The sequence below is a fragment of the Virgibacillus senegalensis genome, assembly GCF_000821245.2.
Lineage (GTDB): Bacteria > Bacillota > Bacilli > Bacillales > Amphibacillaceae > Sediminibacillus > Sediminibacillus senegalensis.
Window position 1 is genome coordinate 757,240 of the sequence record NZ_LN611424.1, and the last position, 16,154, is coordinate 773,393.

At 43.1% G+C, this 16,154-nt stretch carries 21 protein-coding genes and 1 riboswitch; of the genes, 11 read left to right on the plus strand and 10 right to left on the minus strand.

The features are described from left to right. The first annotated feature begins 224 nt into the window (after positions 1–224). From BN1067_RS07800 to BN1067_RS07820, 5 genes are all read left to right on the plus strand, one after another. On the plus strand, positions 225–755 hold the full coding sequence (locus BN1067_RS07800; protein ID WP_053218324.1) for a GNAT family N-acetyltransferase: 531 nt from the start codon (positions 225–227) through the stop codon (positions 753–755). A gap of 16 nt (positions 756–771) precedes the next feature. Continuing rightward, positions 772–1,125 carry a VOC family protein gene (locus BN1067_RS07805; protein WP_053218325.1) on the plus strand — a complete coding sequence of 118 codons (354 nt, stop codon included), beginning with the start codon at positions 772–774 and terminating at the stop codon, positions 1,123–1,125. Between the two features lie 72 nt (positions 1,126–1,197). Beyond that, complete coding sequence (locus tag BN1067_RS07810) at positions 1,198–1,761, plus strand: GNAT family N-acetyltransferase (protein ID WP_053218326.1); 564 nt, start codon at positions 1,198–1,200, stop codon at positions 1,759–1,761. Positions 1,762–1,897: 136 nt separating this feature from the next. Further along, positions 1,898–1,997, plus strand: a riboswitch (guanidine-I (ykkC/yxkD leader). A gap of 66 nt (positions 1,998–2,063) precedes the next feature. Beyond that, positions 2,064–2,399 carry a DMT family transporter gene (locus BN1067_RS07815; RefSeq protein WP_053218327.1) on the plus strand — a complete coding sequence of 112 codons (336 nt, stop codon included), beginning with the start codon at positions 2,064–2,066 and terminating at the stop codon, positions 2,397–2,399. After that, positions 2,399–2,713 carry a DMT family transporter gene (locus BN1067_RS07820; RefSeq protein ID WP_053218328.1) on the plus strand — a complete coding sequence of 105 codons (315 nt, stop codon included), beginning with the start codon at positions 2,399–2,401 and terminating at the stop codon, positions 2,711–2,713. Before BN1067_RS07815 ends, BN1067_RS07820 begins: the two co-directional genes overlap by 1 nt. Before the next feature lie 90 nt (positions 2,714–2,803). Here BN1067_RS07820 and BN1067_RS07825 read toward each other — a convergent pair whose 3' ends face one another. Further along, on the minus strand, positions 2,804–3,793 hold the full coding sequence (locus BN1067_RS07825; RefSeq protein WP_053218329.1) for a glycoside hydrolase family 43 protein: 990 nt from the start codon (positions 3,791–3,793) through the stop codon (positions 2,804–2,806). 226 nt (positions 3,794–4,019) lie between these two features. Here BN1067_RS07825 and BN1067_RS07830 point away from each other — a divergent pair, with 226 nt between their 5' ends. The 5 genes from BN1067_RS07830 to BN1067_RS07850 all read left to right on the plus strand — a co-directional run bounded on the left by BN1067_RS07830 (position 4,020) and on the right by BN1067_RS07850 (position 7,114). Continuing rightward, positions 4,020–4,442 (plus strand): nuclear transport factor 2 family protein, encoded by a 423-nt coding sequence (locus BN1067_RS07830; RefSeq protein ID WP_053218330.1) that lies wholly within the window; start codon positions 4,020–4,022, stop codon positions 4,440–4,442. A 207-nt stretch (positions 4,443–4,649) separates the two neighbouring features. Continuing rightward, a complete protein-coding gene (locus BN1067_RS07835; protein WP_053218331.1) occupies positions 4,650–5,324 on the plus strand; it encodes an HAD family hydrolase in 675 nt (224 codons plus the stop codon). A gap of 24 nt (positions 5,325–5,348) precedes the next feature. After that, positions 5,349–5,837 (plus strand): HIT family protein, encoded by a 489-nt coding sequence (locus BN1067_RS07840; RefSeq protein ID WP_053218332.1) that lies wholly within the window; start codon positions 5,349–5,351, stop codon positions 5,835–5,837. 12 nt (positions 5,838–5,849) lie between these two features. Then, positions 5,850–6,311 carry a GNAT family N-acetyltransferase gene (locus BN1067_RS07845; protein WP_053218333.1) on the plus strand — a complete coding sequence of 154 codons (462 nt, stop codon included), beginning with the start codon at positions 5,850–5,852 and terminating at the stop codon, positions 6,309–6,311. Positions 6,312–6,337: 26 nt separating this feature from the next. Continuing rightward, positions 6,338–7,114, plus strand: a complete 777-nt coding sequence (locus BN1067_RS07850) for a class I SAM-dependent methyltransferase (protein WP_053218334.1) — start codon at positions 6,338–6,340, stop codon at positions 7,112–7,114. Between the two features lie 108 nt (positions 7,115–7,222). On the opposite strand, the gene BN1067_RS07855 is transcribed toward BN1067_RS07850, so the two are convergent. The 8 genes from BN1067_RS07855 to BN1067_RS07890 form a co-directional block, all read right to left on the minus strand. Further along, positions 7,223–7,780: a GNAT family N-acetyltransferase gene (locus tag BN1067_RS07855; protein WP_053218335.1), complete on the minus strand. Its 558-nt coding sequence runs from the start codon at positions 7,778–7,780 to the stop codon at positions 7,223–7,225. Between the two features lie 28 nt (positions 7,781–7,808). Beyond that, positions 7,809–8,255 (minus strand): SgcJ/EcaC family oxidoreductase, encoded by a 447-nt coding sequence (locus tag BN1067_RS07860; protein WP_053218336.1) that lies wholly within the window; start codon positions 8,253–8,255, stop codon positions 7,809–7,811. Between the two features lie 230 nt (positions 8,256–8,485). Then, complete coding sequence (locus BN1067_RS07865; protein ID WP_053218337.1) at positions 8,486–9,988, minus strand: MDR family MFS transporter; 1,503 nt, start codon at positions 9,986–9,988, stop codon at positions 8,486–8,488. A gap of 167 nt (positions 9,989–10,155) precedes the next feature. Beyond that, positions 10,156–10,647 (minus strand): NUDIX hydrolase, encoded by a 492-nt coding sequence (locus tag BN1067_RS07870; protein WP_053218338.1) that lies wholly within the window; start codon positions 10,645–10,647, stop codon positions 10,156–10,158. 25 nt (positions 10,648–10,672) lie between these two features. Further along, positions 10,673–11,215 carry a DUF1572 family protein gene (locus BN1067_RS07875; protein WP_053218339.1) on the minus strand — a complete coding sequence of 181 codons (543 nt, stop codon included), beginning with the start codon at positions 11,213–11,215 and terminating at the stop codon, positions 10,673–10,675. Positions 11,216–11,402: 187 nt separating this feature from the next. Beyond that, complete coding sequence (locus BN1067_RS07880) at positions 11,403–11,681, minus strand: hypothetical protein (protein ID WP_053218340.1); 279 nt, start codon at positions 11,679–11,681, stop codon at positions 11,403–11,405. A 545-nt stretch (positions 11,682–12,226) separates the two neighbouring features. Next, a complete protein-coding gene (locus BN1067_RS07885) occupies positions 12,227–12,736 on the minus strand; it encodes a DoxX family protein (RefSeq protein ID WP_053218341.1) in 510 nt (169 codons plus the stop codon). A gap of 245 nt (positions 12,737–12,981) precedes the next feature. Then, positions 12,982–13,377 (minus strand): general stress protein, encoded by a 396-nt coding sequence (locus BN1067_RS07890; RefSeq protein ID WP_053218342.1) that lies wholly within the window; start codon positions 13,375–13,377, stop codon positions 12,982–12,984. Between the two features lie 248 nt (positions 13,378–13,625). Between BN1067_RS07890 and BN1067_RS07895 the strand changes: the two genes are divergently transcribed. Next, positions 13,626–14,543 (plus strand): aldo/keto reductase, encoded by a 918-nt coding sequence (locus tag BN1067_RS07895; RefSeq protein WP_053218343.1) that lies wholly within the window; start codon positions 13,626–13,628, stop codon positions 14,541–14,543. Between the two features lie 118 nt (positions 14,544–14,661). On the opposite strand, the gene BN1067_RS07900 is transcribed toward BN1067_RS07895, so the two are convergent. Next, on the minus strand, positions 14,662–15,702 hold the full coding sequence (locus BN1067_RS07900; protein ID WP_053218344.1) for an NADH:flavin oxidoreductase/NADH oxidase: 1,041 nt from the start codon (positions 15,700–15,702) through the stop codon (positions 14,662–14,664). Positions 15,703–16,154: the final 452 nt, after the last annotated feature.

A 16,154-nucleotide genomic window follows, 5' to 3' on the forward strand; every position in this document is an offset into this window, starting at 1 on the left:
CGAGACCCCACAGCGGGCTTTGCGAGGAGGCTCGGGCGTTCGTCCGCGGAAAGCGAGTTTATTTCCTCTGCGGTCTGAGTAAAATAGCTGTTTTTAGAATGAGCCTTTCGATAAAGAGAGGGTGGAAGAAAAATCGCACCACCACATTTGACAGAGAACCAGAAGGATTCCAGTAGGATGTATCGAAATGGTTACACAAAATAAAAAACGGGAGGAGATGGAACATGCGGTGGACGCTTGATGACCAGGATTTTTTGTTAAGAAAAGCGGAAGAAAGCGATCTTGACAGGGTACTCGCTTTGCTTCAACAGGCTGGAAAGTGGCTACAGACAAAAAACACAAACCAATGGGATTATTATGTAACGGATTTGCAAGGCAACACGGATGAAGTTAGGGATTCAATCAACAGTCAGCATACATACATTTTAGAGACTGATGGAAAAACCGTTGCCTCGGTTACCCTGGAAGATACGCCAAATGAATGGGATTGTTCCATTTGGGAAGAAGCTGTCGAGCAAACAGGTACCGTGTATTTGCATCGTGTTGTGGTGGACCGGGATTATGCGGGGAAGGATATTGGAGGAAAACTGATCGAATGGGCCTGTGAAACTGCAAAAGAGAATGGAAAAAAGCGGATTCGATTTGACTGTCTGGCCAGTAACAGCGGGTTGAATCGTTACTATCAAAAGCGGTACACACGGGTAGGTATTGCTAACAATTATGGAGAGCACAGTAAATATGAAATCCCCTTGTAGATAGGAGGAGAAACTTATGGCAAAGGTGATCGGATTTGAGCTAAGCAGTCAGGAACCAGAAAAAGCGGTGCAATTTTATGCAAGGGTGTTTGGCTGGGAATTTGGTGAACCAAACTGGGAATATTGGCCGTTAATCTCGGGAAACGATACGGATAATAGCCGAATGAGTGGTGGAATCAGTAAAGGCCCCAGCGATTTTCCGCATGGAACAAGGATTCAAATAGAAGTGGAATCGATAGATGAAACGCTCGCATTGGCGACACAGAATGGAGCCATGGTAGTCAGAGAGAAAATGGAGTTCGAATCTTTTTACCTGGCATACTTGGTTGATCCCGCAGGTATAGGGTTAGGTTTGATTGAGAACAAGTAGGTACTTGATTCGATTGGTGAATGGTACAATTTTTTTCTCTGGAGTGAGAGAATTTAGTAGAGGGAGAAGCAGATGATAAGCGAAAAAAATTATATCGTTCACGATCTAAAGTACAGGGTAAGACCTGCGGTGGAGAAAGATGCAGAACAACTGTCAAAAGTGAGATTGCAAATCGATGGAGAAACCGAAAACATGGATCGGGAACGGGGAGAAGATTATATAGACCCGGCTGGATTTCGAGAGCTTCTTAAAATAGATAAAAAGGCTCCCCGTAATCTTTTTTTAGTAGCAGTTTCTGGTACAGAAATTATCGGATATTCAAGATGTTCGGGCAGCAATCTAAGACGGACAGCACACAAAGTCGAATTCGGATTGGGCGTGTTGAAGAATTTTTGGGGTTACGGTGTCGGAGGAAATTTGTTAAGTGAATCAATCGTCTGGACAGAAACAAACGATATTGTCAAAATGACCTTGAGTGTGTTGGAAACCAATACCTCAGCTATCCATCTATACAAAAAGTTTGGATTTGAAGTGGAAGGCGTGTTGAAAAACGACAAATTACTTTCAGATGGACAGTATTATAACACCATATTGATGAGTCGAATGAAGAACAGCGAAGGCAATCCTATTTGTTAAAGCCCGATTGCTTTTAAAATCGGCTAGTATGAAGGTTTCGTTTCGTATTAATAATGTTTTTCAGATAGTATATATCCGTCCAGTTATTTTGAATCTACGAGCCACTTTTGGTAAAATGAATGTAAATTTTATAGAACGATTTGTTTTCTAGGGTTCCGCAGTTAAAGTCGCTGGCCAGGTCCGAGAGAAAACACACAGCTTTTGTTGTGACACGGAGGGATAAAAGCCCGGGAGGTACTGCCAAGCAGTAGTCTCCCGGGCTTTAATATGAGAAAAGGAAAGTAAGTCTAGGAGGAAATACATTGAATAAAGAATGGATCAAAATAATCGTCGCAGCATTTTTTGAAGTTTGTTGGGTAATAGGTTTAAAGCATGCAGATGATAGCTGGACATGGATAGGGACTGTTTTATCTATTGTTATTAGCTTTTATTTACTGGTTAAGTCTGGTGAAAAACTTCCGGTTGGAACAGCTTATGCCGTATTTGTCGGTCTGGGGACGGCGGGCACGGTCGTGTCCGATATCGTATTTTTCGGCGAACCGTTCCAGTTTATGAAGGTTCTATTAATTGTCGTGTTGTTAGCAGGCGTCATTGGTCTGAAACAACTTGAATCCGGTGAGAAAGGAGAGAAAGCGTGATGGCTTGGATAGCGTTGGTAGTAGCAGGAATATTTGAAATGTTTGGGGTAACGATGATCAATAAACTGCATAAAGACAACAAATGGCAATCATTCGTGTTATTAGTTGTCGGATTTGCCGGAAGCTTTCTGTTTCTAGCGTATGCCATGAATACGTTGGCGATGGGTACTGCTTATGCAGTTTGGACCGGTATAGGTACAGCAGGCGGTGCGTTAACCGGCATGGCTATATATGGTGAATCAAAAGACTGGAAGAGAATTGCGTTTATCATCATGATTCTGGGAGCAGCGATTGGGTTGAAGCTGGTGTCTTAGGACAAAAGAAGATCGGCTTCCTCATGAAGAAGAGCAAATCCCGAATTTTAGGGAAAAAACAACCGGCTTCTCTCCAGAAGCCGGCCGCTATCAGTCTTGAACATCATATGGATCAATTGTTTGAATCGTTCCATCTTCATTGTATTTCAACTCTGTAAATTTTACAGAGCGTTTATGGTCGACGCCATCAGACAATGAGCAATCATGATAGAACAAATACCATTTATCCCGGAACTGGACAATGGAATGATGGGTAGTCCAGCCGGTGACTGGTTTTAGAATCGTTCCTTTGAATTCGAAAGGTCCATCCGGATTTTCGCTTACTGCGTAAACGATTTTGTGGGTCGTACCTGTTGAATAAGAGAGGTAATATAGTCCGTTGTATTTGTGGACCCACGGGCCCTCAAAGTATCTGCGGTCTTCATCACCTGCCAGAATTGGTTCACCTTGTTCATCGACAATAGAAATCTCTTTTGGTTCATTTTTAAAAGTTAGCATGTCATCGCTTAATTCAGCTACTCTTGGTCCCAATGCAGGTTCCGCGGGATCAGGACCTTCTGCGTCTGGAGCGAATTTACCGGTTTGCCATTTTTCAAGCTGTCCTCCCCAAAGACCACCAAAATAGATATACGCTCTGTTATCATCATCCACTAAAACAGCAGGGTCGATACTAAAACTATCTGGTATGTAGTCTTTTTCAGCCTTAAATGGTCCGGAAGGGTTCGAACTAGTCGCTGCGCCGATACGAAAAATACCGTCATGATCTCTTGCGGGGAAGAATAAGTAATACTTCCCGTTTTTATAGGCAGCGTCTGGCGCCCAAAGCTGTTTGCTTGCCCAAGGGATGTCGTCTAGATGAAGCACTTCTCCATGATCTACGCACGGTGCATCCATAGCTTCCAACGATAATACATGATAGTCTTTCATCTTATATTGGTCACCATTATCATTCGAAGTTCCATCATGATCCAAGTCGTGTGAAGGATAGATATACACTTTTCCTTCGAAGACGTGTGCAGAAGGGTCTGCCGTGAAAATATGCGTAACCAACGGTTCATTCGGTTTAACGTTTCCTGCCATTAATAATCCCTCCATCCAAATGTAAATGCTTTCATTAGTAGTATAACGGAAGATGGTTACTTTGTACATTCAACGAACTAACTTTTTCTGCTAAGTGATAGAAACGAGGATGGCGTTATTTTTATAGGTGTGTCCGCATGGATTAATTCATTCTCTATGCTTGAATTTAGCAGGATAAATCGTATTCAAATGGAAGGTGTATATAGTATAGAAAGGGGGGAGACATTTGAGTGCTTTAATAGAAGATTTCAATTCCTTTTTCACGAAGTATCAAGAAGCCTGGAACAGTTGCAATCCTGATGAAATGATCTCCTTGTTATCAAAGGAACTTGTGGTTCGTTGGGCAAGACCTGGTAACAATATTTCCGATTGGGGATACGAAGAGGATTGTGAAGGATGGAAAAAGGCGTTTGATCAGTACAGAGAAGGGAATCCAAAATGGATGTTTCATGATCCCATTGTCACGCCAGTGCAAGCGAACGAAGTAATGGCTGTGTATTGGGTTACTTTTGAAGTGCATGGGGAATCAAATGGGAAAATCAATTTGTTTGTTGAAACTTTCCGAAAAGAGTCAGACGGATGGAAAAAAATTCGTTCGTACAGTGAAAGCTCAATACCAAAAGAAACTGTAAACGCTACTTATTTATAGGGAAAGTTCGTAATCCACTTGAAAATGGTTAAATGAGCAACAACACAATGTAAGGAATAGAAAATGGCCCGGTTTAGTCCGGGCCACTTTTTACATTAGCAAGTTTCCTCGGTTTTGGGGACTGACCCCGATTGGAATCGGGGTCAGTCCCTCTGTGAGGCGATTCACATGTTATAATGGGTGGTAACGATGAGGGGGGATTAGGTGATGCATGTTATTTTTGATATGGATGGAACGCTTTTCCAAACCGATAAGATTTTGGAGCTTTCCTTGGAGGAGACTTTTCAGGATTTAAGAAGTAAGGGATTGTGGAATACGGAAACTCCAATTGAAAAGTACCGGAGCATTATGGGTGTTCCGCTTCCCGAAGTGTGGAGAACGTTACTGCCCAACCATCCTGAATCTATTAAGGAACAAACAGATGCGTTCTTTCTGGAACAATTGATAAGCAATATTAGAAGCGGAAGGGGAGCCTTATATCCAGATGTCACAGACGTTTTCCGACATCTAGTGGAAAGCGGCTGCAGCATATACATAGCGAGCAACGGATTAATTCGATATCTCCAGGCAATCGTTGAGTTTTATCGGCTTGATCAGTGGGTGACGGAGACGTTCAGCATTCAACAAATCGACTCTTTGAATAAAGGGGATCTAGTCAAGCAGATCGTCGACATATACGGGATTGAGGATGGAGCGGTGATTGGTGACAGGCTATCGGATATTAAAGCTGCCAAACAAAATGGCTTGGTATCCATCGGTTGTCATTTTGACTTTGCTCGTGAAGAAGAACTGGCACAGGCAGATATAGTAATCGATGGGCTTGCGGAATTGAGAACGATCATTCCTGCATTGCATAGGCAGGCAGGAAGTATACTTTCCTAAAGATTTTCTTGAAGAGGGGGAGGAATGTTGCGGAATATAACGTTGTCTAACGGTAAGACGGTGGAAGTGGAATGTCTTAGCTGTGCTTTGACCAGTAGAATGATCGAACCGGAAGGCGGCGCAATCATAGAAACGGCTTTTTTCCACGCGCATCAGGATGTCGCATATCCAATAAAAGGATTGGTCATCCTGGCCTCCAGGCGGCATATCAAAGGCATGGATGAACTGACAGAAGAGGAGCGGTTAGATTATATCCAATTACTTGCTAACATCCGCAAGGCACAGCGGGAAGTGTTGGGGATTGAATCAGTTTACTACTTTTATAACGAAGACACCACCCATCACTTTCACACCTGGATGGTTCCGCGTTATCCGTGGATGGAGTCATTCGGACGCTCCATTGAATCGGTTAGACCAGTGCTTCTTCATGCCCGTAACGAACGGAATAATGAGAAGAACCGAATGGAAGTCATGCAGGCAATAAAAACGTTACGAAGAGAGTTGAATGCGTAAGGAGAGATGTGCATGAGCGAATGGGAGTTGAAGATTGTACCTATTAATCATCAAACCCAGTATATGGCCAAGCAAGTCATATTCGAAGGACTGTATGACTATTTTGGTTATATCGATAACGGGCTGAATGAAGATTTAGTTTGCCCGGCTGATTACTACCAAGGGAATCATAGGACACTCTTCACAGGAACATACCAAGGGTTGATTGTATGCACCGGCGGACTAATCAGGGAAGATGAAAGGATAGGCAGAATCGTCAGAATATCGGTTTTGGACAAATTCCGGAATAGAGGATTCGGCAGGGAAATGGTTACTTTTCTGGAGAAAAAGGCTCGATTGCTAAGCTATAAAAAAGTCATCTTGGAAACGAATAAAGAATGGCTTGCCACACAAGTTTTTTACCAAAGACTTGGTTATAAACCAGTCGGCGGGCAAGCAGGACTTATGGAATTATCTAAGGACCTAGAGGGATAGAACCGGTAAAGGGAAGGATGAGCGGGATGGGGATCGATTTTCATGATAGGAAAAACCGTAATTCTTATACTACAAGACATGCTGATGATGCCTGGATAAAAACTATAGATAGGCTAGTACCTATTGAGCGTATTTCACTAGCATTGGATATTGGCTGTGGCGGCGGAATTTATTCACAGGCGCTTGCGAATTTGGATATCAAGGAAGTGATTGGAATTGATTACTCAGAAGCTATGCTCGAGGGAGCAAGGGAAAACTGCAGGGAATATTCTAATTTAACTTTTCGGAAGGGTGACGCTTTAAATACTAGATTAAAGAGCAAACAGTGCGGTTTCGTACTTGAAAGAGCCTTGATCCATCATATAACGGATTTGGATGCATGTTTTCAAGAAGCGCATCGTATTCTGGAACCAAATGGCTATTTTATTGTGCAAGACCGTACACCGGAGGATTGTTTTCTGCCAGGAAGTGAAAACCATATAAGGGGTTATTTTTTTGACTTGTTTCCACGATTGAAGGAAAAAGAAAGGATGCGCAGGCATTCCAGTCAGAAAGTAACCAAAAGTCTTAAGGATGCAGGTTTCCATTCTATTGAAGTGCTCTCTTTTTGGGAAACGAGAAGCAAGTACCCTGCAAAGGAGCCACTTTTGGAAGATATAAGAAAAAGAACAGGAAGAAGTATCTTACATGAGCTTAATGACGATGAATTGGCGTTATTGATTAAACACATCGACCATTCTCTTCCGTCCAATTCTCCCATCACGGAAAAAGACCGCTGGACAATCTGGAAAGCAGTGAAATGAATTTCGTTTACAGAGGCAGTCGCCAAGCGACATTGGGGACTGTCCCTGTAAACGTTCGGGGACTGACCCCAATGTCGAATGGGGTCAGTCCCTCTGTTTAAAAAGCTATTAATCGTGCTTTTTTTGCCACTCACTCCGTAACATTCCCATTTTGATGGCGTCATAATACTTCCCGTCTACCATTCTTGCATCTCTAATCCGCGCTTCTACCTGCATACCTATTTTTTCAGCCACTTTCATCATCCGGACATTTCCAGACCAAGTAGACATGCCGAGTCGATGTAATTGTGTGTGTTGAAACAGGAAGTCAATCCATAGCTTGTAGGCTTTCGTGCCATAACCGCCGTTCCAATAATGCTTGTCATAAATGACAATACCTGTTTCCAGCCAATTCGTGTTTTTGTCGATCCAATAGGCACCGACATACCCAATCAATTTCTCATCGACATAAATTATCAAGGAAGCAGGAACCCCGGGAGCAATTGGTTCTTCCCGTCGCCAGCTTACTTCGTATTCTTGTTTACTTACCTTTTCTTCTGGAATGTAAGGGCCGTTCCATTTTTTTGCCGCCTGTTCTGGTTCTTCGTACTTCCAGTAGAATAGTTCATCGATCGCTTGTTGATCAGGTTCTTTCAAAGTGACTTTGTCTCCGACTATCTTTACCATAAGAAACACATCCTTCTGTATAAGAGGCTTAGTGCAATTCATTTAATTCATTGGTCATCTGATCAACTAGCTCTGGCCGACCATGAAACTGGGCAGGGGTATTTTGAAAGAGTTCGATTTTCCAGGAATCATTCTCTTTCACTGTTACCAGTGTGTGATGTGTGTTGACTTCCGGATTGATGGTTTGCTGACCAGGTGGAATCATACCGGCAATGGCCCTCAGTATCACCGTGTTATCAGAAAGAAATCGGACAGATTTTACTTTGCAAACAAATGGGGGTGTTGGATGGTCTCTGAATATTGGGCTTAAGTGATCGAAGATTTCCTTTGGTCCTTTTGCCAGGCTTCCATCAAAGCCTATTAATTCACCGAACTCATTAAATAACTCGGCCATTCCTGAAGCGTTTCTTTCATTCCAGGCAGTAATTAGCTGGTTATATACCGCTTCTATTACCATTTGTTTGTCCTTACTCATGTCATTACCTCCAAACAATTCATGTTCATTATTCTCCCATTAATAGTCCTATAAGTCACCAGCCGGAGAGGGGACTGACCCCAAACCGGCCCGGGGACAGTCCCCGAAAAGGCCATTATTCCCAGTTTCCTAGTAAGAAACCTGATCAGGACGGGCTTTTTCGATGGAAGGGACAGTCCCCGAATCCGATCAAGGTGTGTCCCTGTGCAGGAATGGGGACTGTCCCCTCATTATTTCCGCTTTATCTTTGGGAAGAAGAGGGTTAGGGCGAAGGTGATTAGTCCGATGGCGAACAGGCCGATATAAACGGCGTGTAGGGCAGTGGACAGGGAATTCTGGAGTTGCTCCAGGGTGCTCTCGGGCAGGCGCCTTCGCATGGTATCATCCAGCAATGCATTGGTGGAAGTGCTGTCGATAAGCCCGGATTCAGAAGTATCTTTGTCCTGCATGGTCTGGTTCATCCGCATGTTAAGAACACCGCCGAGGATGGCCGCTCCGAGTGCACTGCCAATAATACGCATAAACATATTCAAAGAGGTTGCGACGCCCCGGGTTTTCCAGTCCACACTGCTTTGAATCGCAACAATAAAGGTTGTGCTGGACAGCCCCATACCTACCCCGACTACAAAGGAACTAATACCTGCATAAATCGGCCCTTTACCTGGATCAAGAAATACAAATAATAACCCGCCGATTCCAAGAGCTGTTCCTCCCAAAATCGCCGTCGTCCGGAAGCCGATTTTCAAGACCAGGTGACCGGCGATGGTAGAGGAAATCGGCCAGCCAATTGACATGGTACACAAGGTGAATCCGGCAACAATGGCGGAGTACCCCATGACTGCTTGTACATAAGTCGGCAGAAAACTCGACAGCCCGATCATCATCATGCCTGATGTCAAAGTTGCCAGGTTGGCAATGGAGATCAATTTGTTATTCCAAATCCCCAGCGGCATCATTGGCGCTGCTGCTTTTGTCTCCTGCCAGATAAACATGATGGCACCGACGATAAATACGGCTATTAATATCAGTACCTGCGGGGATGTCCAGGACCAGGCTGCTCCTCCTTGCACGAGCACTACAATTAAAGAGGAGATGGCGATGAAAAATAAACTCGAGCCAAGGTAATCAATTGATTTCTTTTCTTTGGTAACATCTTCATGAAAAAACAAAATGACACCAATCATGCCGATAATACCAAGCGGGATATTCATCCAGAAAATCCAGGCCCAATCGGAAAAACGGACAATAAAGCCGCCTAGCAGTGGTCCGACGACAGAAGAAATTCCCCAAACGCTGGCCAAGTAGCCCTGGATTTTGGAACGCTCTTCGACTGTATACATATCGCCGACGATGGTTGTGACGATTGGCTGGACGGCTCCCGCCCCTAGACCCTGTATCACCCGGAAGATAACCAGCATGGTCATCGTTGTAGCCAGTCCGCATAGCAGGGAACCGACCAAAAAGATGACGACGCCTATTAGAAAGATAGGTTTTCTCCCGAACAAATCGGAAAGTTTTCCATAAATAAGCGTGGTGACGGCCTGCATAAGCAGGAAGGAAGAGAATACCCAGCTATAAACAGAAAAGCCGCCAAGGTCTCCAACGATGTTAGGCATTGCCGTCGCAACGATGGTTCCTTCAATAGCAGCCATAAACATGGAAATCACCAGAGCAGCAAGGACAAGCGGTCGTTTGGTGTTATTTGCCGTGGCGGTTTGTGTAAATTCCGACATGATAAAGCCTTCTTTCGCATTTATTTCTCTATTTCAATGTAATCGGATACTAGAAAAATTGCAAAAACTGTTTCTTACAAGCGAAACCACTCGATAAAAAAGTGAGTGGTTTCGCTTGTTCTTTAATGCGGCTAGCGCACACCATTTTCCAAAAAGGTTATCTTTCCCTAATTATTTCCCCGGAAATTGTCAAAAGTTTGTTTGATGATTTTATGCTCAATGGAAGCGGGAAAATTTCGCAGCGAGGTTTTTAGAAACTCCGGAACAAGATGTATATTTTCCAGTTTATCCAGTGCGACCCATTGATAGATTAATCGATCGTCTTCTTCGCCGTAAAAAGCATCTGTAGTCACCTCTATTGCTTTGGAAGGGGAAGCATGGTAATACATCCCGATTTCATGGTAATCCCGTTCCTTATATTCGAAAAAATTCTCTGTTACCCAGAGCAGGCTATGTACTTCGATATCCCAGTCTAGTTCTTCTTTTATCTCCCGTTTGACGGTCGTCTGGGAGTCTTCGAGAATTTCTACTCTTCCGCCTGGAAGAGCCCAATGGCTTTCGTTAACTTGCTTATGCAGCAGCACATATTTGTTTTTTGTCAGTATGGCTGCTGCTCTATAGTTGAAAACCGCCTGACCGATAGGAAAAGTCGCATCCATTTTTTAACCCCGTGTCTAACATGGTTTAGTTTTTCTTTTTTTGTTGCTCGAGCATTTGCTCCAAATATTCCTGGGATTTTCCTTTTGGGATACTGAGTGTTTCCCATTCTGCATCTTTTACTTGCTTGCCGATATAGACGATTTGACCGACGTGGGAAGCATAGTGGGCCAGTTGGCGTTCAATCGCATCGATAACCAAGTGGCCTTCTCCACGGATATAGACCGTTTTCAACAAATCGGCTTCCGTTAAGTCATATAATGCTGCAAATAACGTTTGCCATCCGTGTTCCCAAACCTCCAAGAGTTCACCTTTCGATGCAATAGTATTTTCAAACTCTCCGTCACGATTTCGACTAGATTTTTCTCCGTCAGAATTCAAAAAGTCCGTCCATCTTGAAACCATGTTACCACTCAGATGCTTGACGATAACGGCAACACTGTTGGATTCCGTGTTGTAAGTCCAGTGAATGTCCTGCTCCGATAATTGCCTGATTGCTTTTTCTCCAAGACTTTTAACGCTTGTAAATCTTTGGATAACAATGTTCAAGTATGCTTTTCCAAGATTCATCAGTTTCCTCCTTATTTTTTGCTTTTAACAAACATTCTCCACGAATAGAACGGACTTAAATAGTCCATAAAAACGGGAAATAACGGACCTTCCTGTAAAAGCCCGTCAAAAGTTACCCCAATAAAACCTCACAAACTATCGGAAGGGCATAAAAACCTAAGTATTCTAAATGTCCAGACTTCTTTCGTTAACCTTCTTCTTTCTTTTTGAAAATCCCTGTCAGCAGTAAAATAAGGCCGACCAGAAAAAACAGTGGAAACAGGTAGAACATGATCATTGCGGCCCAGCCGCTTTTAACCAGTACTGCAAACGTCAATCCCATTCCAAAAGCCAACGAGGGGGAAATCACCAGTATAATCGTAAATCCCCAAATCTTGTATTTCTTCTTTTTCGGCTTGCCTCCGCTAAATTGATAGGCAATAGCTGCCGCCAGCAAGGCAATAATAAAACTTATGAAAATAGCCATTCATTTGTTCTCTCCTTTGTTTCCTTTCCATGGTGTTTTCTTTAGTGAAAGAAATGAATTACCAGCAGGAGAATCTGGACAATAACCAACAGATAAACAATGCGTGAATAGGCTTCCATGGATTGCGCGATTTCTTACCAGGAAGCTCCGAGTGAGGCTGATTATCGCTGTTTATTCAACATATCCAGTTCTGAGATTTATTTGGTACGATAAGCGTAGTAAAACGTAAGCGAAGCCCCCAGTATAATTCCTATGCAAGCGAAATAGGAAAAAACCAGGAATGGTACACGTCCGGTTTCAGCCTCCGTGATGGAATGATCTGCGAACAACGAAAACAACACGAGGATATAACGGAACCATTGCATCGCCTAATAGTAGTTCTTTTCTGCACGGCGAGCGCTCTCCCTTTAAAGTTAGAATCTTCAAGCTTTCATTCAACTCTAACATAAAATGATAAATTATTTTTAAAGGAGGAGGGTTTTACCATAAAAAAAGACCAAATCATTTTGTGATTTGGTCGGATGGGGACTGATCATTCAATTTGTTTATACGGCTGCTGTTTCTTTTTTATGGTTTTTCTTAACCGGTGCATGGCTGCGGAGGAAAGGCATTGCCCATCTGTCCAGGCCGTATTTACCAGCATTGGCGCCTGCTACGATGACAAAGATGGCTAACAAAATCATTTGGCCGTTGGTGCTGACCGTTCCGCTGAACAAAAATGCGAAGTTCATGACCATGCCCATCAAGGTGGCAAAGTTGGTTAACAATCCAAGGATCAAGGCGATACCGACTAGTACTTCACCCCACATGACAAGGAAAGAGAAGAGCGTTGCGTTTGGCAGTGCGACATGTTCAAGGAAGGTTGCCCACCATCCTTGGACGGCAGGGTGTTCACCTGTTGCAGAAGCGATGGCACCTTGCAGGAACCCACTGGCATCAAAACCTCCGCCAGTCAATTTTTCAATACCTGCGTGAAGAAATTGATAACCCAAGTATAAACGGATGACAGCTAACAGACCGGCGACGACATTATTTTTTCTTAATAGTTCTAACATAGTAGAACACTCCTTTTTAAAATAAGATAAGGGTTTTAAACTTTGTTCATCATTTCACATTCAATTTTACAAGATCTTGTTTATTTCTTATTACACTTACATCTTACCACGATTTTCTAGGAAGAAAAGGAATATGTGAACTGTTTCACATTTTGTTCAAAAAGATATGGCATAATTGTGAATTGGTTCACAAGTTAGAGCGAGAAGAAGGGAGAGAGGCTGCATCACTCCCTCTCTGAAGCTTCTTAATTCCTGTCCTGATTAATATCAAACAAAGTCGGCTGGGCGGAAGGATAAGATACACTGTCTTCCAGGTCCGGATCTTCGACATACAAGAGCAGCTGCCCATCATTCAACCGATTAACATATTGCTCTTTTTCCTCCGAGCTTATATGGAATTTGTCCAATACCTTTTCCTCGACAGCTTTGTCCGAAAATAGGGATGCGAATTTTTCGCTAGTGACTCCTTGGACGGTTTTGTATTGGATATTGGCTAGTTCGTTCAACATCCTGGCGTCTGCTTTCTGTTGAGAAATTACCCAAATTTGGCGTTCCGGTACTCCGAATGCTTTTAGGTCTTTGATTCTGTCAAATACAGCATCTTCATTCTTGAAAACCTCCAACTTGTGGTATTCCAGCATGAGATACCCTCCCAATAGATTCATTTGCTAGTAAATTCAATCGGGTTTTGTCCAATTCTTCAAAACCTTGTAAGGACAGAAGTTATCCAATAGCGATAATTGTTCCTATACCGTTTTCCCTTTTTCCAACAAAAATAACAACTATTCTGAAAAAAAGCGCTTTAGAACCCGCTGTTCGAAAGTATATATTGCGACTTTCCATTGGCTAAATGATAGAATAAATGTATTACAGGAAAAGGGGTGGAGCTGTGAAAAAAGTCAAATTGGGTACAAGTGACTTACATACTGGAGAAATCTCGCTTGGATGCATGCGAATGGACAAGCTGTCTAGTCAAGACGCTGCCAATGTCATCGAAAATGCGGTGGAGCATGGAGTGGATTTATTTGACCACGCAGATATATACGGTGGCGGTAAATCGGAAGAAGTTTTTGCCGATGCTTTGAAGAGCACCTCCATAAACAGGGGGGATATCGTACTTCAGACGAAGTGCGGTATCAGGGACGGATTTTTTGATTTTTCCAAGCAACATATCCTTGAATCAGTAGACGGCAGTCTGCAGCGATTAAATACGGATTATATCGATATTTTGCTGCTTCACCGTCCAGATGCATTGATGGAGCCGGAGGAAGTGGCAGAGGCCTTTGCCAGGCTGAAAGAAAGCGGTAAAGTACGCCATTTCGGTGTCAGTAACCAAAACCCCATGCAAATCGAGCTGTTGAAAAAACACCTGAAGGATGATTTGATTATCAATCAGTTGCAACTTAGTCTGATGTTTACACCGATGATTGATGCCGGCCTTAATGTCAACATGCAACATAATCCCGCATTGGTAAGGGACAGCAGTATTCTGGATTACAGCCGGTTAAATGACATGACCATACAGGCTTGGTCGCCGTTCCAGTATGGGATGTTCGAAGGAGTCTTTGTCGGCAATGACAAGTTCCCGGAACTGAACGCAAAGATGCAGGAGCTGGCTGAGAAAAAAGGAGTAACAGACTCTGCTATCGCAATTGCCTGGATTTTGCGCCATCCTGCCAAGATACAGCCGGTTGTCGGTACGATGAATGTACAGCGCCTTACTGCTATCGCGAAAGCTTCGGATATCGAATTAGGCAGGGAAGAATGGTATGAACTTTACAGGGCAGCCGGGAATCAATTGCCATAAAAACGAAAAGCACCAGCATGGACACGATAATATGTCCTGGAAACGCTTAAAAATGGAATTTAAAAAACGATAAGTCTAGTTTTTACTCAACTAGACTTATCGTTTTTCGTTTTTATTACTATTGCTTTCGTGCCTCTGGGAAGCTTACAGCATATTGTTGTGGAAATGTGGTTTCTTTTCTTAGCTTGGTGGCTGCTTCAAGTGTCCAATATGGATTTCTTAACATACCTCTTCCAACAGCAACAAGATCTGCATCTTCATTCCCTACAACAGCATTGGCCAAAACAGGTTCATCTAACCGTCCGACGGCGATGACGGGAACGTCTAAAGTGTGCTTAATTTCTCTAGCTAATGGAACTTGATAAGCGGCATGTGTGCCTGGTCTTCCATGAGCGGCAATCTGGCCTTCTCCACCTGCACTCACATGGAACATATCCACACCTGCAGCTTTGTATTCTTTTGTCAGTTCAACGGCTTCTTTAATACCATAGCCGCCGTCAACAAATTCCTTTCCGGAAATCCGGAAAATTAAAGGCATATCGTCTGGGATTTCGTTTTTTGCAGCTTGAATCACTTCTCTGCCAAACTTAGCTAGGTCCTGCCCATACTCATCCGTTCTTTTGTTCGTATAAGCGGACTGAAATTCATGGATTAAATAGCCATGTGCCCCATGAAGCTCAATGGCATCTACGCCTGCTTCAACCGCACGTGCCACAGCACGACGGAATTTTTCAACCATCTCTTGAATTTCATCAACAGTAAGTTCTCTAGGTGTTTTAGAGTTTTCATCAAATGGAATCGCTGACGGTGCTACGGGTTCAGCAGCATCTTCTGCTTTTCGTCCGGCATGCGCTATTTGAATACCTACTTTCGCACCATGTTGATGACAGGCGTCAACAATCCGTTTTAAAGCAGGGATTTGCTCATCTGACCATAAGCCTAAATCATTGTCCGTAATGCGTCCATCCGGCTCGACGTCTGTCATTTCAATGATAATCAAGCTTGCTCCACCAATGGCTCTGCTTACATAATGTATATAGTGCCAGTCTGTCGCAATTCCGTCCTTCTTTGTAACAGAATATTGACACATCGGAGGCATAACCACGCGATTTTTGAGCTCTAGACTTTTCAATTTATATGGGGTAAATAAATGCTCCATGAAACTCTCTCCTTAGTTGAGGCGTCATTTATTGCCTTGTTTTTTATATGCACATGCGTAGACTATACGATGTATCCTATCATCGTCAATTAAAAGAACCTGTGATGTAACTTTTGCAGTGAAGTAGATATAGACTGATAATTCTTGAAATTTCGGTCTTATTTCTCCGGAATCCCAATAGGCAGGAGGCATTTCATGGACACATTTAACGTCCTCATACTTATTTGGCAAATCTCTTTAGCCGTTTCCATTGTCACGTTCCTTTTTGGAATCTATCTAAAATCATGGGTTTCGTTGTTGATTAGCTTCATCTGCTCTATACCGATAGCTTGTTACTTTTATGGAGCGGAAAACGGCTGGAGACTAATCAGTTTTATTCCTATTTTCCTATTACTTTTGGTAGTTGTTTTTCGAAAAAGAAGATTATCGAAGAGGTAGGAAATGGGAGAAAG